The organism is Capnocytophaga sputigena (genome assembly GCF_002302495.1).
GTDB lineage: Bacteria > Bacteroidota > Bacteroidia > Flavobacteriales > Flavobacteriaceae > Capnocytophaga > Capnocytophaga sputigena.
In genome coordinates this window covers 1,014,796-1,035,880 of record NZ_CP022379.1, presented here as the reverse complement: position 1 = coordinate 1,035,880, position 21,085 = coordinate 1,014,796, and the positions used below count along the sequence as shown (strand labels likewise).

The window sequence follows — 21,085 nt, the reverse complement described above, 5'->3', positions numbered from 1 at the left end:
CTTCTAATTCCTAACTTTCACTTGATACACCACATTAGGGTCGGTGTTGAGTTCTGCTAAAAGCTGATACATACGATCGCTGGCACTTAACTGAGCGATTTTGCTTCCTTCTTCGTTAGCATCGCCAAATACCATAGCCCCTGTATTACAAGCAGCGGCACAAGCTACTACATTGTTGAACTCTCCTGGGGCAACGGCACGACCTTCTCTTTTGGCTTTCAGTATTACCGCTTGGGTGTTCTGGATACAGAGGGAACACTTTTCCATTACCCCTCGCGAACGTACCGTTACATCGGGGTTGAGCACCATACGCCCTATTTCATTGTTCATATTGTAGTTGAACTGCTTGTTTTCACTATACTGAAACCAGTTGAACCGGCGTACTTTGTAAGGGCAGTTGTTGGCACAGTAGCGCGTGCCTACACAGCGGTTGTAAGCCATTTGGTTTTGTCCTTGCTGTCCGTGAGCGGTAGCGATTACGGGACAAACAGTCTCACAAGGGGCATTATTACAATGCTGACACATCACGGGCTGAAAGCCTACGCACCTTTGTTCGTTTTCTCTTGATTCATAACGATCGATGCGCAACCAGTGCATATCGCGCGAGCGACGCACTTCTTCTTTACCTACTACGGGCACATTGTTTTCGGCGTGGCAGGCGATCACACAAGCTGCACAACCCGTACACGCATTTAGGTCGATAGAGAGTTTAAAGTGATGTGGGGTAGTAGGATCTTTCTTTGTTTTAGGGTGTTTGGGGTTCCACACTTTAGCGGATTTGCCTAAAAAGGTCTCTAAAGAAATCTCTTTGAGGATATTTTTCCGTCCTACCAATTCATTTTGCAGTTGCAAGCAGGCAAATTGGTGAGTGCCTTCTGCTTTTTCTATCTGTACGCCTTGGGTTTTACAATGGTCTTTATAAAGCACAAAGGCATTGACCCCCACTTGCATTTCGGTTTGTATGCCTGCCTTGCGTCCATAACCTAAGGCAAGCCCTACACTGCCTTGTGCTTGCGCAGGGGTGATGAGTACGGGAGCGATGATACTTTTGCCGTTAGCACTGATTTTCGCCTGATACCCGTCCAAAGCACCATCAGCAGTATGCCAATTCTCAATACTTAGACGTTGGGCATCGCTGGGGTGCATCGTGAGGAAGTTATCCCACGTAGTGCGGTGGATAGGGTCGGGAAGCTCTTGTAGCCAAGGATTGTTAGCTTGCTGTCCGTCTCCCAAAGCGGTGCTGGTATAGAGGCTGAGTTCAAAAGGTGTTTCTACTAATTCTCTGGGAAGTACTGTGCCTATTAGCCTTAAAGTTTCCTCACGTGTGAGGGTCATAGGCGGTTTCCTCAGCGAAGGGATTTTTTCTTCTTTCGGCAACTCAAAAGATTTTATATCTTCTTTTACAAAAGTGCCATCGTGCAGGGCTTGTTTCCAAGAAAATCCTTTTAAGATATGGGTTTCCCAATGAGCTTTGATAAAATCGTAATAGCTCTCCTTGTGTCCTATCCATTGCAAAAAACAGTCTTGCCATTGTTTGGTGTTGAAAAGCGGACGTATACAAGGTTGCATCAGTCCGTAGTGCCCGTATTTAAATTCTACATCGCCCCACGACTCTAAATAATGCGGTTGAGGCGCCCAAAGGGTTGTTTGCTGGGCAGTTTCATCAGCGCGCATCGCAAAGGATACCGAAAAAGGTACTTTCTTCAAGCCTGAGACAAACACTTCGGCGTTAGGCAAACTGTATAAAGGGTTGAGATTGTTGATAAAGAGAACGCCTACCTTGCCTTCGTTCATATCGGTGAGTAGCTGTTGTAGAGCTTTAACATTACCTTTACGGGTAAGCACGGGAGTTTGAGGCGAGAAAGCTTCACTTTGGAGATGTTCATTGATAGCAAAAGCGATTAATTGAGCTTCAACGCTATCAATACCTGTTACTACTAAGGCTTTGCTACCCGCTTTTTTGAGTTCGGAAGCTATTTTCTTTATTTTGTCCTCAATAGTAACTTTATTCTCCTCTTTTTCTATAATAGAGTTTGGGAAATGAAATTGTTCATTCTCCTCAAAACCTTTTAGGTATTGGAAACAGTAAGCCAATGCTTTTTTCACTTGGTCAGGAGTGAGGGCAATGCGCTCATCGGCATTAGCGCCTGTAAGGCTGAGGTTGGCTTCCAACTGAATATGGCGCGACATTCCGTTTGCTTTGCTAGGAATACGCCCTTGCGCATAGCCAGCTTCATAGCCCCCTCCATTCCAATCGCCTAAGAAATCGGCATCAAAGGAAACAATGAGCTTTGCCTTGCTGAAATCGTAATCGGGCATTGCACGCAATCCATAGCGCCATTCAAAAGCGGTGAGAATAGCATCTTCTGATATGGTATCGTATTCAACGAGCTTAAAGGTGGGGTATTTTTCTTTTAATAGTTCTACTAAGGCATAACTTGACGGACTTGCGAGTGTTTGACTGAGCATCACAATTTGCTTGCCTTCAGCTTTTGCTTTCTCTAAAGCTGTAATGGCTTTAGTATCCAGCTGTTGCCACAATTCCCCTCCTTGAGAGAGGGCAGGGGATGGGTTTCTATGCTCGTCATACAAACTCAATACCGATGCCAATATCCTTGCATTCACTGCCCCTCCTGCTTTGGCTTCGGGGTTGCGCAATACAGCAATGGGTCGCCCTTCGCGAGTTTTCACCAGTACGCTGGCAAAGTCAAAACCATCGGCTATGCAAGTAGCGTAATAATTGGCTTCACCTGCTACAATACTTTCGGGCTGTATTACATACGGAATTGTTTTATGTACCGCCCCTTCGCAACCTGCCAAGGCTGCCACCGCTGTAGAAAAACCTAAGAATTTTAGGAAATCTCGCCGTGATGTTGATATATTATGTATATTCTCATTCGTCATTCGTAACTCGTCATTATTAGTAGTGGCATTTTGCACATTCTAAGCCTCCCATTTCGGCAACTGTTAGTTTGGCTACATTTAGCTTTTTAGCCAAAGCCTTGTGCACTTCTTCATAGTGCTGATAATAAGGGTTATTAGCATTCACAGGCATTTGGCGGTGGCACTCTATACACCACCCCATCGTAAGAGGCGCGTGCTGGTGTACCACCTCCATTTGTTGTACTTCGCCGTGACATTTCTGACATTCCAATCCACCCACTGCTACGTGCTGACTGTGATTGAAATAAGTAAAGTCGGGGAGTTTGTGAATGCGTATCCACTGCACAGGTTTAGCAGTACCGGCATAGCGAAATTTCTGTTCGTCCCAGCCTACTGCTTCGTATAATTTCTTGATTTCTTTGGTGTAAAAATCTTTGGTGTAACCATTGGCAGTGTCCTCCTCACCCTCATATTCCGAGATAGTAAGGTGGCAACCCATACATACATTGAGAGAGGGCACTCCTGCTACTGCCGAAGTCCGCGCTCCTGAATGGCAATATTTACAATCGATTTGGTTATCACCTGCGTGAATTTTATGAGAGAAATGAATGGGTTGTATAGGTTCATAACCCTCGTCTACCCCTATCTGCATCAGAAAGGCGTAAAGAGCGTAGGTAATGCCTAAAAAGGCAATAATAAGGGTTGATATAATGATAATTTTTTTCAATTAACAATTTATAATTAACAATTAACAAATGTTGTTGTGTTACAAACTTTCGTCCGTCATTCGTAACTCGTCATTCGTAACTCGTAACTCGTAACTCGTTATTAATTCTCTTTACTTCTTTTTTTGCTTTTTCCAAATCGATGTTCTCAATCACTGCATTTGAAAGGGCAATGCGCTGGGCATCACTCCATTGTTGTGCCATACGCGCTCGCACTTGGGCTTCGGTGCAATGGTCGCGCGCCATTACGCGGGCAATGCGCACTTCCTCAGGCGCTGTAACTGTGATGATATAATCACAATCCTTGTAGCTTCCACTCTCAAAAAGGATAGCGGCTTCTTTCAGCACATAAGGTGAAGTTTGCTCCTTTGCCCATCGTTTAAAATATTTTGCAAGGGCAGGATGTACAATGCCGTTGAGTATCGCCAATTTCTCAGAATTGTTAAACACAATCTGGGCGATATAAGCGCGGTTATATTCTCCATTGTGGTAAGCCTCCTCGCCAAAAGCAGCGATAATGCGTTCCTTTACCTGCGCATCGGTAGCGATGAGTGCTTTAGCTTGTTCATCGGAATTGAATACTGCGATGCCTAAGGCAGCAAATGCTTTGGCTATAGTACTCTTGCCACTGCCAATACCTCCTGTAAGTCCTACTACCATCATTCTTTGCGTATGAGAAAATCAACTGTTGTTTCGTTCATTAGAGCCACTTTTATACGTCGTTTGTTAGTGCTGATTTGCAGTGGGATATGCCCTGCATTAGCTTCACACATATCGGCAGTTACTTCTATATCGTTAGGAGTGAGTGTTTTAAGTAGGTTTAATTCCCCCGTACAGAGTACACTCACCTCATCAGGGAAAATTTTCACCTGACTGTTTTTCGGTACACCCATCACCTTCACTGGTACGCGCAACTCTTGCTCACTCACCTTATCTACAAAGGCTTGCATCGCTATTTTATGAGTGTTGAAATGTACCAAAGGCGTGCTTTTGAGTGTGTAAGTCTCACTGAAATTATCCTTTATAGGGTGTTTGCTATGATAGTGAAAAACAACTTGAGAGAGCGTGTCTATCACTTTTTGGCTACCCGATGCCACTACCGAATCGGGGGAGAGTTTTAGATCTGTGAGTTGGTATTCTTTAGGGTATTCCACGTTTAGATGTACCACTACGGGGATTTTTTTAGTGTGTTTAGGCGCTAAATACAATTGCAGCGTATCGGAGACTACCGAGCGTATTTTGAAGTTTGCGAGATAAGTATTGCTCAGCTTGTCTTTACTGTTTTTGGAGAGTGTATAGAAGTGTTCACTCACCTCTTGCAGGTCAGTAAAATCAACGGTGAGGGTAGGGTTTTGTCGGTAGGATTTCAAAAGAGAAAAGCCATTACCTTCAACTACAATTCTCACGAAATTAGGGGCAGAAGGCAGAAATACCTCGTTGGCAGGGGGATTGATAACTGTCACAGGGATAGATACTTCCCTAAGTAAATTTTTAGAAAGTTTTACTAACGACCAGATAAAAACCGATAGGATGAGGCATATTATAAAAGTGAGGTTGCGGCGGTTCATAGCAACAATAAATTACGAGTAACCAAATAATGAGGGCAAAGATATGAAATGATTGGCAAATGAGCAAATTTGGTAATTTGGAATTTTGCAAATTATTTTTTACTTTTGTGCTTTCATTTTTCACTTGTTTGCTATGAAAACACTCCGAAATATCCTTATTGCCTTGGGCGTTACTTTCGCGGCTTATGTTCTTATAGAAGGCAACAATCCTACTTTCTCACTCCCTGATTGGGATTTGGAATCTTTTTTTACTGCTGATGATAGTGATAATAGTGCTCTTTACAATCAAGAAATGGAAGATAAAGATGTATATATAAGCAAAGAAAATGAAGATCTTGCAATTATCAACTTTTATAATTTTTGTAATACTTTAACTGCAGCTTGCTATAATGAAGTTGCTGCTCCTGATAAGTTGCGAGAAATTCGCAATACTTTAGAGGCAGTAAAAAATGGCAAAACACCCCCTGAATTTTCTACTAAAAATTCTCTTCTGAAAAATCTCAAAAAAGACAATCTTTCACAAGGAGTGCCTAATATATTAGGTTTTGAAAAGCACGATGTAGAGAACGCATATAAAGCACTAAAAGCCAATGTAATTGCTATAATGGAAGCGCGCGAGAGTATTATTGCTGATTTCAATAAACCTCTGCAAGGTAGCTTTGTTGAACAAAAAATAGGCAACTTCCAAAGGCGTGCTAACCACCTTCTTACGATGCAATCACAACTAAATGCACTCTTGCAAAACAGCATCATCGCTGCTGGTGACCATTTGATCGAAGACAATAGACAAGCTACTACTTTCTACGACTATCAAGAAATGCTCAAAACTTTTGAAAATCTTCTCAACCTCTTGGAAAGAGCCGAAGCTGGTGAAACCGTAGATGTACAAGAAGCTAAAAAACTCTACAACAGTCTTATAGAACAACATACAGCCCTAAAAAGCAAACCTCTGGGGCGTGAACATTTCATCAATACTGATGTCTTTTTGGTATTAGAACTCGAAAAACCAATTTTCCCCTCTTTGAGTAAACTTATTTATCAACTCACTAACTCTCAAAAAATAGACTCAACTATATTTTGGGAAGTGCGACACCAAGCACAACCCCTCCTAAATCCTTATGCCCTATTCAATACCCGTAACGCCTCGTACTACGAATATGATTTGTAACACATTCATTTGTAACTATTCACTTTTAAATTTTAACTATTGAAAAAAGCAATCATTATAGGTTTAGGGCTTATTGGGGGCTCCTTTGCCTTAGAATTGAAAAAACGCTTGGGGTACACCATTGCAGGTATCGACCTCAACCCTACTCATATACAAAAAGCCTTAGATTTAGGTATTATCGATGAAAGCACCGATTACAACCACCTCACCGATGCCGACCTTGTGCTCATAGCTGTACCCGTGAATCACATTCACAAAGTATTGCTACAAGTGCTCGACAAAATAGGCGAAGAAACCCTTGTAATGGATGCAGGTTCCGTGAAATCGCATATTTGTGAAGCGGTAGCCACTCACCCGCATCGCCAAAATTTTGTAGCGGCACACCCTATGGCAGGTACAGAGCACTCAGGACCTGAGGCGGCGCTCTACGACCTTTTCGACGGCAAGGTAATGGCGCTCTGCGAAGTAGAAAAAAGCGATTGGCGATTGTTAGACCGTGCTTTGAGCATCGTTAAAGCCTTGAATATGCGTGTGAAAATGATGCAACCTGCCGATCACGACCTTCATACTGCCTACGTGTCGCACCTTTCGCACGTGAGCTCCTTTATGCTGGGGAAAACCGTTTTAGAAATTGAAAAGGACGAAGCTCATATATTTGATTTGGCGAGTACTGGTTTTGCCTCTACCGTGCGTTTGGCAAAGAGCGATGCCCAAATGTGGTGTCCTATATTTTTAGAAAACAAAGACAACATACTCAAAGCCTTGAATGAGTATATCAAAAACTTGGAAGCCTTTAAAACTCTCATAGAAACTGATCAAGCAGAGGCACTTACCCAAAGCATACACGAAGCCAATTACATTAGAAAAATATTGAAATAAACTGATATCCAATGAAAACACTGATTCCTAAAACAACTGTATGGTATATTTTTATTGCTCTTATAGCACCTAAATTACTGTTGATTTTGTATTATGCTTTATACTATAAAAGCTTATTTTTTTTAGAGGTATGGGAAGAAAATAGTATTTTTTTATTGAAAAGCTTTGTGATAAGCTATAGTGTAGGGCAATTTGTACCCTTTGAAAAACTTCCCAAAGGTGGAACTATTGCTATAGCATTATTGTGTTTACTCATATTGCCAATTATAAACATTTATAATTTTTGGCGTATTTATGATGAGTTTAATATTCAAAATCATTTAGATTACTTAGGTCTGAATATAATTATAGGAATATTATTAGGAGTGATGCTACACAGAATTGCTAAAAAAGAAAAGGCAATCCCTCCGATGAATCAAATTAACCCAAGAATAAGGGCAATTCTTTACATAGCTTCCTCTTTTTGGATAGGTGCTATTATACTAATGTTTATAATAGGAATTTTCAGTGTAGAGTTGTTGTATCCAGAATTATTTTCAATTATTACTCTTATAGCAGGCGTATATACCGTTTTGGGAGCAATCTTAGCACGATCCATTCCTTTTACCGATTATACTAAAATTACAAATTTCAAAATAGGCTGGTTTATTACAATTATTGCTTGGTTACTTCCTTTAGTTCTAATTTATATAGTTGGACTCCCCATTGATGAAAAAACAACATTAGTTATTTATACTTGTTTCACCTTTTTCCCAGCTCTGATAAGCGGTTTTTACTTAGCCAAGAAGCTCCAAAAATTAGGAAAAACACCCTAAAAACCTCTTACCTGTTACTTCTTACCTAAAACAAAATATTCCCACACTATCGATTTCACTTGGTAATAATTGGTAATGAGCTTTGAAGGTCGTTTCTTTTTAAAGAAGAAAAATCGTTTATAAAAATGAAAATGCGCTCTTATCACTTCCCACGTAAAACGCGGCTTGCCTTGTAAAAGGAAACGCACTCCTGCAATGCCATCTAATACCATACGTAAGAAGATTGTAGTATAGAGTCCTTTAGCGGGTAGGTTTTTCAGCAACATAAACAAACTATTGCGGAAGTTGAGGTAGGTTTTTTTAGGGTTGGCAGTAGTGAGAGTTGCCCCTCCTACGTGATAGACAGTACTTTCGGAGCAATACACCACTTGTTTGCTGAGGTGATGCACCCGCCAGCACAAATCTATTTCCTCTTGGTGGGCAAAGAAATCTTCGTCAAAACCTCCTAATTGGTGGAATACCTCTGCACGTATAAAAAAGCACGCCCCCGATGCCCAAAAAATAGGTACGGGGAAAGTCTCGTTATACTGACCTTTGTCCTCTTCAATAGTCTCAAACACTCTCCCTCTGCAATACGGAAAACCATATCGGTCTATAAAACCACCTGCTGCACCAGCATATTCAAAATGTGTGCGGCGTTTTTCATCTTTAATTTTAGGCTGTACCACTGCAATGCGTTCCTCTTCAAAAGTGCGCAGGATAGGGGAGAGCCAACCTTCAGTTACTAACACATCCGAGTTCAGCAGGCAATACACATCGGCTTTAATATGTTGTAAAGCGCGATTGTAGCCTCCCGCATAACCGCTGTTAGTGGGGTTTTCTACAATATGTATTTCAGGAAAGTGGGTGCGCACGAAATCAAGAGAATCATCGGTAGAGGCATTGTCTACGATGTAGAGTTGCGCTTCGGGCGAGTAGCGCACTACCGAGGGGAGGAATTGTTCTAACAGCTTTTTGCCGTTCCAATTGAGTATTACGATGGCAAGAGTCATTGTGAGAGGTCGTTGTAATGAGGGAGTTCTTTTAAAAAATGATACTGACTTTGCTGGTAGTCCATTTGGCAATAGTAATGAGTAATGCCATTGGTAACCATTAGATATTGAGCGTTTAAGCTAAGGTTATAGCGTGCAATTTGGTCGAAAGTATGTTGGGTAATAGGCATATTTGGTGCTTTGCATTCCACCGCTAAGAGCACCGTTCCTATTTTAGCATATACTACCACATCGTAACGCTTGGTGAGCCCATTGATAGAGAGCTTTTTCTCCACATTGATAAGCGATTTAGGGTAACCTTTCTCCTCAATGAGAAAATGCACCACGTGTTGGCGCACCCATTCTTCGGGCTGTAACACCACATATTTGCGACGAATCACATCGAATATCCACGGTTTCTCATCGGATATTTTAGTGCGAAAGGGGTAGTTTTTGAAATTTAATACTTCCATACTGCAAAAGTAGAATATTTTTTGTATTTTTGCACTATGAATGAAGTAAAAACTATTGTAGGCAACATAAAAAAAGGCATTATCGCTCCTATCTATTTTCTGATGGGCGAAGAACCTTATTTCATAGATATAGTATCCGATTACATTGAAGATCACGTGCTGCAAGAAGACCAAAAGGGTTTCGACCAAATTGTGCTCTACGGTCAAGATGTAACAGTGCCTGCGATTATCGATTATGCGCGCCGTTTCCCAATGATGAGCGACCGCCAAGTGATTATCGTTAAAGAAGCCCAAAACCTCAGAGCTACTATCGACCAATTAGTGCCTTATGTAGAGAACCCTACCCCTACAACGGTTTTGGTATTCTGTTATAAATACGAGAAGTTAGACGCACGCAAGAAACTGCTGAAAACCTTACAAAAGAACAAAGATTGCGTATTACTTGAAAGCAAAAAACTTTATGAAAACCAAGTAGTCGCTTGGTTACCCGATGTATTGAAGAAAAAACACCTCAGCATTCAGCCTAAAGCCATACAAATGTTAGTAGATTTCTTAGGTACCGACCTGAGTAGGATACAAAATGAGGTGAATAAATTAGCCCTTATCGTTCCTGAAAATACTGAAGTAACCCCCGAAATTATAGAGAAAAATATAGGTATTAGCAAGGAGTTTAACAACTTTGAACTCAAGAGTGCTATTGCTGCAAACGATGCCTATAAGATAGCGCGTATCCTCAAACACTTCGCTGATAATCCTAAGGATAATCCCTTGGTAATGACGCTTACCGTGCTTTATGGTTATTTTCAACAACTTTTGGCTTTCCACGGTCTTACCGACCAAACTGATAAGAACGTAATGGCAACCTTAAAAGTGCCTGTTTTTGCTATCAAAGACCTGCGTTCAGGGGCACAACACTACCCAATGAAGCGCGTGAGTGCTATCATTGCTACGCTGCGCCAAATCGACCTAAAAAGCAAAGGCTTAGGAGCCACCAATAACCTCTCCGAAGCCGACCTTCGCAAAGAACTGATTATAATGTTACAAGCGTAATTTGAAAATCTTTTTGTAGCTTAAAAAATAATATCATACCTTTGTAAAAAAATAGAAATGTTATGCAAACAAATGTCATACCTTTAGAAGAAAATACAGATTTTCAACCTTGTCAATTAGTTGAAAATGAAGAAGATTTCTATTATGAGCTAACAGCCGAAGACCTACGTAAATTAGCTATAGCTGAAAAACAATCACAATTAGGAATGTTTACTGATAGTTCAGAAGTACATAGAAAAGCCCAACAGATGATCAACCAATGGAAATAAAATGGATTTACGACGCTGAAGAAGATTATTATAACACCCTTACTTATTGGTATAAACATAATGGGAGTTATACCTATTCTGAAAAAATAATGAAAGCAGTAGAAGTTTTACAAAGAGAAATAGCAAAAAATCCTTACTTCTTAGCAAAATATAGTGAGCATTTAGGAATGTATCGAAGAAACTTTTTAGATAATAGGTTTGTAATTTATTATAAAGTTATAGAAGATAAAAATAGAATAGAAATACACTATTTTAGAAGTACTAAACAAAGACCTTTATAGAAGAAAAAAGCTGTCTACATTTTACTTTTGTTAGACAGCTTTTTTTGCTACTTGTTATCTTTTACCTAAACAGAAACTCCATACTCTCTTAGAGCATCGTTTAGTGAAGTTTTCTTATCGGTTGAGGCTTTACGCTGCCCGATGATAAGAGCACAAGGCACTTGATAATCGCCAGCAGGGAAGTGCTTGGTGTAACTACCAGGGATTACTACTGAGCGCTTAGGTACATAGCCTTTCAGTTCTTTAGGTTCACTGCCCGTTACATCAATGATTTTAGTAGAGGCTGTAAGCACTACATTAGCACCAAGTACCGCTTCTTTGCCTACGCGCACTCCTTCTACCAAGATACAACGCGACCCGATAAAAGCTCCGTCTTCTACTATCACGGGAGCTGCTTGCAAAGGTTCTAATACACCTCCTACACCTACGCCACCACTCAGGTGCACGTGCTTGCCTATCTGAGCGCAACTACCCACAGTAGCCCACGTATCTACCATTGTACCTTCATCTACATACGCCCCTATATTCACATAGCTGGGCATCAGTATAGCGCCTTTGGCAATAAAAGCACCACGGCGTGCTACAGCAGGAGGTACTACGCGCACTCCTTTCTCGTCGTAGTTGTGTTTGAGTGGAATCTTATCGTGAAACTCAAAGATACCCACCTCTACGGGTTTCATATTTTGGATAGGGAAGTAAAGCACAACAGCTTTTTTCACCCATTCGTTTACTTTCCAGCCATCGGCAGTAGGCTCTGCTACTCGCAACTGACCTAAATCTAAGAGGTGAATGACCTCTCTGATAGTCTGTTGTACGATTTCCTCATGAAGCAGAGAGCGATTCTCCCACGCCTCATCTATCATTTGTTTTAAGTGTTCCATTTTATTTATAAGAGATTATAATTGCGCAAAGATAATACTTATTTTTCTATTACAAAACAGAATTATTTCAAATCTTCTTCACGAATCAATCTTTTCCCATCTTTTATAAACTGCTCAGCTATTTTTTTCGCTCCATAGGCATTAATATGATTTGAATCATAAAGAATAGGTATTCCTTCTATATAACCATCATTTGATATATAATCTTTTATATCAACAAAGTGAACTTGAGGAAAATTATGTTTAATATCTTCTTTTATACACTCCCATTCTTTAACTCTATCTTTAAATTTATTCCCTTTTAGTTCCAACTTTTGCAAAGTACCTATATTCTTTTGAAATTTTTCAACTCTTTGTAAATCAAAATCAAACCTTATACAACTATTTATTAAATAAATAACTTTCTTTCTATTTAATAACTCTTGTATGGTACTCTTCAATTGCTCTATAATATTTGGTATTTTTTCTTTTTCTCCTAAATAACTATTTGATAGTATAAAAACATCATAATCAAGATAATTGTCTTTAAGGAAATTACTCATTTTTTCACAATCACTATCAAGTGTTTTTATAGGTGTATTATATTTGAGTCCTATAATAGAAGGACAACCTGCACTTGAAAGCACACTGCTTTTCCATTTTTCATTTTTCCCTATTATATCAATAAAAGGTACTATATGAGATGTATGACTATCTCCTACAAGTAATATTTTTTTCTTTACTGAGCTGTTCTGATCTCCAATAGTTGACAAAAAATCTTTCCCTTCACTACATTTATTACATTTTAAAGGTAAATAATCAGTGTAAGGTTTTTGACATTCTGGCACTGGGGTCTTATACATACCTACACAGATAAATAATACTATTATTAAAGGAATAATATAAAATACAGTGATAGATTTTTTAAAATTGTATTTTTTTACTCTAAGAGGTTGTTCTACAAAATAATAAGTAATCACAGAAAGAGTTAATATTAGTAAAAGTACCATAATTGGATTGATTATAACAATTTCTCCTGTTCCAAAAGTATATCTAAGCACAGCTAACACAATCCAATGCCATAAATATAGAGAATAAGATAGTTTACCTAACCACACAATAGGACCCAATGAAAAAAAAGATTTTATCCATAGTCCTTTTTCATTAGCTAAAATAAGCATAGCTACTAAGATACAAGGAAGAAGAGATAGAATACCAGGAAAATAAGGAAGAATAAAAAAGTCCTTTAAATAGAAACAGATGAGGAGTAGTAATACAGAGAATATTCCTAGAAAATTAGATTGTGTTTTTGACAATGAATTTCCTTTCTCTAGTAAGAATACTGAAAGAATAGACCCTACTAATAATTCTATCATTCTTAAATGAGGAAGATAATAACTATCTAAAGAGAGTCCTATTTTTTGGAGATTTATAAATGAAAGAAGTAGTAAAATCCCTCCCCCTCCAACTAGTGTGCCAATCTTATGGTTTTTTAAGAATTTATTTTTGAAAATAAATAATAAAATAAGAGGAAAAATGAAATAGAATTGCTCTTCTACTGATAAAGACCAGATGTGATTAAAAGGCTTTTCCTCTGTATTGATATCAAAATATCCACTACCTCTTGAAAAATAAATATTTGATAAAAAAAGTATTGATGCAATAGCACTATTACCAACTTCATAATAGCTTCTCTCTAAAAATAACCACCAAACGATCAATAACCCTACAATCAGTACTATAAAAAAAACAGGTAAGATGCGCTTAATACGCCTATTATAGAAATTAGCAAATGAAAAAGTACCTTCTGCCATTTCTTTATAAATGATAGAGGTTATTAAAAAACCTGAAATTACAAAAAATATATCAACTCCTAAAAAGCCACTTGGCATATAATTAGGGTTGATATGAAATAGTATAACAGAAATTACAGCTAAAGCACGGAGTCCATCAATATCAGGGCGATAAGAGAGTTTTCTAAGCATATTTTTATAAAAGACTTTGTCAAAGTTTAAGACTTTGACAAAGTACACAAAGTATAATGATTATTATTTTGATAAAGTGTCTATTGCTTTTTCAATAGTTGCTATTTTCGCTAATGCATCAGCTTCTTTTTTGCGCTCGTTCTCTACTACTTGAGCAGGCGCTGAGTTTACAAACTTCTCATTAGAAAGTTTCTTGCGCACTGATGCTAAAAAGCCTTGTGTATAGGTGAGTTCCTCTTGTAGTTTTTTGAGTTCCTCTTCTACATTCACCGCACCTTCCATTGGGATAAAGTATTCATTAGCTTTTACGCGGAAAGACATTGCGCCTTCTATGGCTGTGCTTACTTCGGCAATAGTCTCAAGTCCGCCCATTTTGCTAAGTACCACATCAAAGCGGTTGCTCGTTTGCTCTTTGTTTAATACTGAAAGGCTAAGCGGTGTTTTGAAAGGTATATTCTTCTCTTTGCGCACCGTACGGATGCCTGCAATCACTTCGGTAGCAAAATCAAATTCTGCTAATAGTTCTTCGTCGTACGGCTGTACGGTGGGGTAGGTAGCCACGATAAGGGCTTGTTCAGGGGTACGAGGTGCTAAACTTTGCCATATTTCCTCGGTAAGGAATGGCATAAAGGGGTGGAGAAGTTTTAGTAAATTCTCAAAAGCGGCTACCACGCCCTCGTAAGTCGCTTTGTCCATTGGTTTGCCGTATTCGGGTTTTACCATTTCCAAAAGCCAAGCACAGAAGTCGTCCCAAGTGAGTTTATAGATTGCCATTAGAGCATCGGAGATGCGGTATTTCTCAAAATGGTCTTCTACTTCGGTGAGTACCGCGTTGGACTTCGCTTCAAACCATTGCAAAGCGAGTTGAGCGGCTGCAGGTTGCTCTACTGTATCTACCTGCCATCCTTTTACTAATTGGAAGGCATTCCACAATTTGTTACCAAAACCTTTTCCTTGCTGACAAAGGGCTTCGTCAAACAGCAAGTCATTACCTGCTGCCGATGAGAGCAAGAGTCCCACGCGCACGCCATCAGCACCGTAATCGGCGATGAGTTTGAGTGCATCGGGTGAGTTGCCTAAAGATTTAGACATCTTGCGGCGTTGCTTGTCGCGTACCAATCCAGTAAGATACACATTGCTAAACGGACGCGCGCCTTTATACTCATAACCTGCTACTATCATTCGGGTTACCCAGAAGAAAAGGATGTCAGGTCCTGTTACCAAATCGTTGGTAGGGTAATAATACTCAATTTCAGGGTTGTTAGGTTCTAAAATACCGTTGAACACACTCATTGGCCATAACCAAGACGAGAACCAAGTATCGAGAGCATCTTCATCTTGTCGCAAATCGGCTTCAGTAAGATGTGCATTACCGCTCTTTTCTTTAGCCAACACAAGCGCTTCTGCCTTAGTTTCGGCTACTACAAATTGGTCTTTGCCCTCGCCGTAGTAGTAAGCAGGAATTTGTTGTCCCCACCACAATTGGCGTGAGATATTCCAATCGCGTACGTTCTCTACCCAATGGCGATAAGTATTTTCGAACTTTTTAGGATATAGTTTGATGCTTTCGTCTTCCAATACCGCCTTGATAGCTGGCTGGATAAGAGTATCCATTTTTAAAAACCATTGGTCGGAAAGGCGGGGTTCTATCACGGCTTTGGTACGCTCCGATGTCCCCACTTTGTTAGTATAGGTTTCTTTCTTAGCAAGTAAGTCTTTTGCTTCTAATTCCGCTACTATTTCCTTGCGCACTACAAAGCGGTCTTTGCCTGCATAGTGCAAGCCGTAGCTATTAAGAGTTGCATCATCATTGAAAATATCAATGACTTCTAACTGATGTTTGTCGCCCAAAACCTTGTCATTAGGATCGTGCGCAGGGGTTACTTTCAGGCAACCTGTACCAAACTCTACATCTACGTACTCATCTTCGATAATCGGAATTACGCGGTTGCAGATAGGCACAATCGCTTTTTTGCCTTTCAGGTGTTGCCAACGCTCATCGTTAGGGTTGATACAGATAGCTGTATCGCCAAAAATCGTTTCGGGGCGCGTTGTAGCAATGATAAGGTACTCATTCGTCCCCTCAATTTGATATTTCAAATGATATAAAAATCCTTGACGTTCTTCGTAAATTACCTCTTCATCAGAAAGGGTAGTTTTAGCCTCTGGATCCCAGTTCACCATACGGTGACCGCGGTATATCTGTCCTTTGTTGTACAAATCTACAAACACTTTGATAACCGAAGCTGAAAGTTCCTCGTCCATAGTGAATTTAGTGCGCTCCCAATCGCAAGAGCAACCCAATTTTTTGAGCTGTTCGAGGATTACCCCACCGTATTGGTGTGTCCATTCCCACGCGTGTACGAGGAACTCCTCACGAGTAAGGTCGGATTTTTTAATGCCTTGTTCTTTGAGTTTTGCCACCACTTTAGCCTCTGTTGCAATAGAAGCGTGGTCAGTACCTGGCACCCAGCAAGCGTTGAAGCCTTTGAGGCGCGCACGACGAATAAGCACATCCTGAATGGTGTTGTTGAGCATGTGTCCCATATGGAGCACCCCTGTAACGTTAGGGGGCGGAATCACAATAGTATAGGGGGTACGCTCATCGGGGGTTGAGTGAAAATAGTTGTGGGCAAGCCAATAGGCATACCATTTTTCTTCTAATTCTGTAGGATTGTATTTTTTAGGTTCTGTCATACTTAATGAGTCAATTTTAAGGCGCAAAGGTAGTAATTAATTGACAATTAACAATTATCAATTGTCAATTATTTCAGTTTGCCAATTTCTGTAGGGATTTTTGCTGAGCATAGCATTGTAGTAACGCGCCTCATTGGTTACTTCCTCGCCTAACCATTCGGGACGCTCAAAAGGGGTGTTTTCAGAGGGTAACTCTATCTCGGCAATCACTAATCCTTCATTGTCGCCATAGAATTCATCTACTTCAAAACACAACTCGCCACAAGGCACGAGATAACGGGTTTTGTCTATCACTCCCCTTTCACAAAAAGTGAGCAGTTGCTCAGCATCGGCTACTGCAATGGCTTTCTCCCACTCAAAACGCGTGGTGCCGCTCTCGTTGCTACTGCCCTTTATAGTGAGAAATGCTTCGTCGCCTTTTATGCGCACTCTCACTGTGCGCTCTGGCACAGAGCTCAAATAGCCTTGTGTAATGCGTATAGCCTTAGTAGAGAGTGCTTTATAAGTGTTGCTTTTTACCTTGAATTTGCGTTCTATTTCTTGTAACATTACTTTTCTTTTTTGTAGTTGTCGTAAGTGAATGGCACTTTCCACGTCATATAAAGAGCTGGGATAGTGCAAATCATTACTAACAAGAAGAAATGTTGATATCCTAAGTAGGTGCTTAAGAAACCGCTAATCATACCTGGAATCATTACCCCTAAGTTCATCAAACTATTGGCAAAAGCGTAGTGTGCCATTTGGTATTTACCAGGGGCTATTTGTTGCATCATAAAGAGGGTAAGACCTACAAAACCAAATCCATAACCGAAGTATTCGCCTACAATTCCCATAGCGATAGTAGGTAAGTGGGTAGGTTGAAAATAAGCAAAAAGCAAATAGACTACAAACGGAATATTGAAAGCACACGCCAAAGTGAACAAAGCCTTTTTAAGCCCCACTTTCGATACAAAATATCCTGCTACAATAGAGCCTAAAATGAAGGCTACAGTACCTGCTGTACCATACACTAATCCGTATTGTTCGTTGCTGAGTCCTAAACCTCCTATTGATAGCTCATCTTTGAGGAATAATGGAGCTATTTTCATTGCCAAACCTTCGGCAAAACGATATAAGAAAATGAAGAAAAGATAGAAGAGAATATGTTTTTTTTGGAAGAAATCGGCAAAAATACGCCATAACTCCTCCGATTTTTCACTAAAACTACCTTCTTTTTGTGGTTTTATGTCTTTTGGAAGCGCGTAGAAGTGATATAAACCTACTAAACCGAGTATAGCTGCACAAATGCTCAGAATCAACTGCCAAGAGGCTACAATGCTCATTCCTTGAGAGTTCACTAACCAGCCCGCTAAGAAGATGAGTCCGCCATTAGCGAGTACTTTGGCTAAGTTGTAAAAAGCTCCTTGCCAGCCTGAATAAAAACTTTGGGTAGCAGGATCTAATTGTTCCATATACATCCCATCGCCTGCAATATCGTGAGTAGAACCACTTAGTGCGATGATTCCCATCAGAGCTAAACACATATTGAAAAAGTTAGGCAAAGGCAATGAGAAAACAATACAGCCAAAAACTACTGCCGATACGATTTCAGTAATTACAATATATTGTTTTTTAGTGCCGTAGAGTTCCATTATCACACTGATGATAGGCTTAAGCGACCACGGAAGAATTAATAAGGAAGTCCAAAAAGCAATGGTTTCATTGGGTACACCTAAATCTTTGAAAATGATAGGAGAAACTAAAGATAACATCACAAAGGGTAGCCCCATAGCAAAATAGGTGGTAGGCACCCAAGTAATAGGATTTTTCTTTTTCATAACAGTTGTTGTTTAATATGTTTTTATGTGTTTGTTAAAAAAATCCGACAAATGTACGACTATTTTAGAAATTAACAAACTTTTAAGTCTTTAACCTAAAATAAGTTTTGCTCATTTGCTATTTATTTATACCTTTGCAAAGTTTTTCATATAACTCAAAAAAATCATAATTAACAAAGAATGAAAAAATCATTTATTTTAGCTACTTCAGCAGCTTTGCTATTAGCGAGTTGCGGCACTACTAAAGGCGCGTTAGACAAAGCTCCTACTTCCGCTTTTGCTGAAAAAAAATACAGCGACGACGCTCTTAAAGGCTGGCCTCACCAAGGGTTTAAACAAAATTTCCCTGGCATCAATTTAGACGAGGCTTATGCCCTCCTAAAAAATCTTACTCCTAAAAAAATCATCGTAGGGGTGGTAGATTCTGGTGTAGATATCAATCACGAAGATCTTAAAAACGTGATCTGGACAAACACTGCCGAAATTCCTAACAACGGCAAAGACGACGATAACAACGGCTATGTAGACGATATTCACGGATGGAACTTCCTCGGTAATATCACTCAAGAAAATACCGAAATGACCCGTATCTACAAAACTAAAGATACTAAAAATCCCGATTATGCTCGCGCTAAAGAAGAGTACGAAAAAGAAGCCTCTGAAACCAAACGCAATAAGGATTTCTATCAACAACTTATTGAAACTGCCGATTTCGCCGATAAAGCTGTACGCAAAATCGTAGGTAAAGACACTTATTCTCTCGAAGATATCGAAAAAGCTACCAAAGGAAAATCTTATGACGCAATGACTACCGATATGATAGGCTTTATGAAAGAACTTTTGGCTCGCGCTAACGACAATGAAGAAATTAAAAAAGAATTGAAAGAAGGCGTAGACTATTTCGATACCAAACTCAAATACCACTTGGGCTTAGACTTCAGTCCGCGTAAAACTATCTTGAAAGACGACGAAAACGACTTTTCTAAAAAATATTACGGCAACAACAACGTAATAGGTCCTGATAGCAAAGAAGCCCTTCACGGTACTCACGTAGCTGGAATTATTGGTGCTGAACGCAACAATGGTATCGGTATGGATGGAGTTGCTAATAGCGTGTGGATTATGGCTGTACGCGCCGTTCCTGATGGTGATGAATACGACAAAGATATCGCTCTTGCTTTGCGCTATGCAGTAGACAATGGTGCTAAAGTAATCAACACTAGCTTTGGTAAAGGATTTTCTCCTCACAAAGAGTGGGTGTACGACGCTATCAAATACGCTGCTTCTAAAGATGTATTGATAGTAAACGCTGCAGGTAATGACTCTCAAGATATCGACGTGAAAGACACTTACCCTAACGACGAGGTAAACAAAAAAGAAATTGCTGATAATTTCCTTACTGTAGGAGCACTCAACTATCAGTTCAATAAGAATTTAGTAGCTGAATTTTCAAACTATGGCAAACGCAATGTGGATGTATTTGCTCCAGGGGTAAAAATCTACGCTACTGTTCCTGAAAGCAAATACCAATTCTTACAAGGTACTTCAATGGCATCACCCGAAGTAGCAGGAGTAGCAGCCTTGTTGCGTTCTTACTTCCCAAGCCTTACAGCAGCCCAAGTGAAGAAAATCATTATGGATTCAGGGGTGAAAGTGAATATGAGTGTATATGTAGGTGAAGATAAAGGCGATGGTAAAAAACGTCCAGAAAAGAACTTTAGTGAACTTTCTACAACTGGAACTATCGTAAATGCTAAAAACGCTGTAATAATGGCAGCAAAAATGGCAAACGTTAAATTGAAATAATCAGATAATAGTTCATAAAAAAAAGCTGCCCTAAGGCAGCTTTTTTTATTCGTCGTCATCATCATCGTCGTCTTCGTCTTCGTAACGCTCTATGAAATCATCACTTACCGCATTGAAATCTTCGGCAGTTTTTACTATGAAAGCGTTGTTTTTCTTGAGTTGAGCTTGCTCTTCTGGAGTTCCTCTCAAGCCTTTTAAACGCATTTGGATAAGAGTTTTGTAACCATCTTTCATCAAAGCATCGTAATTATCGAAGAATTTGATAGCAGCTTCAAGTAAGGAAGTATCTCCCTTGTAAGCACCAAGTTTGCGCACTTCTTCTTTGAAAGTTACAAGGTCTTCAATCCACTGCAAACGCACTTCTTCAGCACGATTGAAGTCATTGTCGTCCATAGCATCGTTCATTTCGGCCATTTCGTCTGTACAACCATTAGTGATACACACAATTTCGTTGTTGTACTCTATGGCATCATCGTACTCGCCTTTAGCGTAGTACACGCCCTCATCGGGTTGCCAACCTCTTTTTTCATTAGCGCTATTCATAGCGTCCATTTGTTGCATTTGTTGTTGCATTTGCTGTTGCATCTGCTCCATTTGCTTTTGCATATCTTCAGCCGATCCTCCCATCATATTCTGAAGATTCTTTAGAAAATCCATCATAATTTAGTTATTTTAAATGTTTTTAATAGACTGCAAATATAATATAATTCTCATAAACGACTGTATTGTCATTTAAACATTAACAAATCTTTAACGTCTAATTTTTATTTTTTTCTTCTATCACCTATTTCCTAATTTCTACTGTTTAATACCTATTTCCTTAATAAATAGCTATTTG

At 39.6% G+C, this 21,085-nt stretch carries 19 protein-coding genes; 7 read left to right on the top strand and 12 right to left on the bottom strand.

Features of this window, described 5'->3' with window-relative positions:
- Positions 1-3: 3 nt before the first annotated feature.
- The 4 genes from CGC57_RS04475 to CGC57_RS04460 form a co-directional block, all read right to left on the bottom strand.
- On the bottom strand, positions 4-2,904 hold the full coding sequence (locus CGC57_RS04475) for a 4Fe-4S dicluster domain-containing protein (protein WP_095898138.1): 2,901 nt from the start codon (positions 2,902-2,904) through the stop codon (positions 4-6).
- A 16-nt stretch (positions 2,905-2,920) separates the two neighbouring features.
- On the bottom strand, positions 2,921-3,610 hold the full coding sequence (locus CGC57_RS04470) for a cytochrome c3 family protein (RefSeq protein WP_095898137.1): 690 nt from the start codon (positions 3,608-3,610) through the stop codon (positions 2,921-2,923).
- A gap of 70 nt (positions 3,611-3,680) precedes the next feature.
- Positions 3,681-4,271 carry a dephospho-CoA kinase gene (gene coaE, locus CGC57_RS04465; RefSeq protein WP_095898136.1) on the bottom strand — a complete coding sequence of 197 codons (591 nt, stop codon included), beginning with the start codon at positions 4,269-4,271 and terminating at the stop codon, positions 3,681-3,683.
- Positions 4,268-5,176 carry a YbbR-like domain-containing protein gene (locus CGC57_RS04460; protein WP_095898135.1) on the bottom strand — a complete coding sequence of 303 codons (909 nt, stop codon included), beginning with the start codon at positions 5,174-5,176 and terminating at the stop codon, positions 4,268-4,270. Before CGC57_RS04460 ends, coaE begins: the two co-directional genes overlap by 4 nt.
- 133 nt (positions 5,177-5,309) lie before the next feature.
- On the opposite strand from CGC57_RS04460, the gene CGC57_RS04455 reads away from it, so the two are divergent.
- From CGC57_RS04455 to CGC57_RS04445, 3 genes are read left to right on the top strand one after another with little or no spacing between them, the layout of a single operon-like run.
- Entirely contained in the window at positions 5,310-6,344 is a 1,035-nt protein-coding gene (locus tag CGC57_RS04455) for a hypothetical protein (RefSeq protein WP_095898134.1), read from the top strand.
- A 39-nt stretch (positions 6,345-6,383) separates the two neighbouring features.
- Complete coding sequence (locus CGC57_RS04450) at positions 6,384-7,223, top strand: prephenate dehydrogenase (protein ID WP_095898133.1); 840 nt, start codon at positions 6,384-6,386, stop codon at positions 7,221-7,223.
- Between the two features lie 11 nt (positions 7,224-7,234).
- On the top strand, positions 7,235-8,038 hold the full coding sequence (locus CGC57_RS04445; RefSeq protein WP_095898132.1) for a hypothetical protein: 804 nt from the start codon (positions 7,235-7,237) through the stop codon (positions 8,036-8,038).
- Positions 8,039-8,052: 14 nt separating this feature from the next.
- Here the strand turns inward: CGC57_RS04445 and CGC57_RS04440 are convergent, their stop codons facing one another.
- Positions 8,053-9,030 carry a glycosyltransferase family 2 protein gene (locus tag CGC57_RS04440; protein WP_095898131.1) on the bottom strand — a complete coding sequence of 326 codons (978 nt, stop codon included), beginning with the start codon at positions 9,028-9,030 and terminating at the stop codon, positions 8,053-8,055.
- Positions 9,027-9,482, bottom strand: a complete 456-nt coding sequence (locus CGC57_RS04435) for a type I restriction enzyme HsdR N-terminal domain-containing protein (protein ID WP_095898130.1) — start codon at positions 9,480-9,482, stop codon at positions 9,027-9,029. Before CGC57_RS04435 ends, CGC57_RS04440 begins: the two co-directional genes overlap by 4 nt.
- Positions 9,483-9,518: 36 nt before the next feature.
- On the opposite strand from CGC57_RS04435, the gene holA reads away from it, so the two are divergent.
- The 3 genes from holA (at position 9,519) to CGC57_RS04420 (ending at position 11,082) form a co-directional block, all read left to right on the top strand.
- Positions 9,519-10,532 (top strand): DNA polymerase III subunit delta, encoded by a 1,014-nt coding sequence (holA, locus tag CGC57_RS04430; protein WP_002680140.1) that lies wholly within the window; start codon positions 9,519-9,521, stop codon positions 10,530-10,532.
- A 62-nt stretch (positions 10,533-10,594) separates the two neighbouring features.
- Positions 10,595-10,801: a hypothetical protein gene (locus CGC57_RS04425; RefSeq protein ID WP_002680080.1), complete on the top strand. Its 207-nt coding sequence runs from the start codon at positions 10,595-10,597 to the stop codon at positions 10,799-10,801.
- Positions 10,802-10,890: 89 nt separating this feature from the next.
- A complete protein-coding gene (locus tag CGC57_RS04420) occupies positions 10,891-11,082 on the top strand; it encodes a hypothetical protein (RefSeq protein ID WP_306303973.1) in 192 nt (63 codons plus the stop codon).
- Between the two features lie 65 nt (positions 11,083-11,147).
- Here the strand turns inward: CGC57_RS04420 and CGC57_RS04415 are convergent, their stop codons facing one another.
- The 5 genes from CGC57_RS04415 to CGC57_RS04395 all read right to left on the bottom strand — a co-directional run bounded on the left by CGC57_RS04415 (position 11,148) and on the right by CGC57_RS04395 (position 18,441).
- Positions 11,148-11,963, bottom strand: a complete 816-nt coding sequence (locus CGC57_RS04415) for a 2,3,4,5-tetrahydropyridine-2,6-dicarboxylate N-succinyltransferase (protein WP_095898128.1) — start codon at positions 11,961-11,963, stop codon at positions 11,148-11,150.
- Between the two features lie 62 nt (positions 11,964-12,025).
- Positions 12,026-13,927 carry an acyltransferase family protein gene (locus CGC57_RS04410; protein WP_095898127.1) on the bottom strand — a complete coding sequence of 634 codons (1,902 nt, stop codon included), beginning with the start codon at positions 13,925-13,927 and terminating at the stop codon, positions 12,026-12,028.
- A 63-nt stretch (positions 13,928-13,990) separates the two neighbouring features.
- Complete coding sequence (locus CGC57_RS04405; RefSeq protein WP_095898126.1) at positions 13,991-16,624, bottom strand: valine--tRNA ligase; 2,634 nt, start codon at positions 16,622-16,624, stop codon at positions 13,991-13,993.
- A 57-nt stretch (positions 16,625-16,681) separates the two neighbouring features.
- On the bottom strand, positions 16,682-17,173 hold the full coding sequence (locus tag CGC57_RS04400) for a CYTH domain-containing protein (RefSeq protein ID WP_095898125.1): 492 nt from the start codon (positions 17,171-17,173) through the stop codon (positions 16,682-16,684).
- Positions 17,173-18,441 carry an MFS transporter gene (locus tag CGC57_RS04395; protein ID WP_095898124.1) on the bottom strand — a complete coding sequence of 423 codons (1,269 nt, stop codon included), beginning with the start codon at positions 18,439-18,441 and terminating at the stop codon, positions 17,173-17,175. Before CGC57_RS04395 ends, CGC57_RS04400 begins: the two co-directional genes overlap by 1 nt.
- Before the next feature lie 180 nt (positions 18,442-18,621).
- Between CGC57_RS04395 and CGC57_RS04390 the strand changes: the two genes are divergently transcribed.
- Positions 18,622-20,247 (top strand): S8 family peptidase, encoded by a 1,626-nt coding sequence (locus CGC57_RS04390; RefSeq protein ID WP_095898123.1) that lies wholly within the window; start codon positions 18,622-18,624, stop codon positions 20,245-20,247.
- A gap of 45 nt (positions 20,248-20,292) precedes the next feature.
- Here the strand turns inward: CGC57_RS04390 and CGC57_RS04385 are convergent, their stop codons facing one another.
- Positions 20,293-20,907: an LIC11966 family surface protein gene (locus tag CGC57_RS04385; RefSeq protein WP_095898122.1), complete on the bottom strand. Its 615-nt coding sequence runs from the start codon at positions 20,905-20,907 to the stop codon at positions 20,293-20,295.
- Positions 20,908-21,085 lie beyond the last annotated feature (178 nt).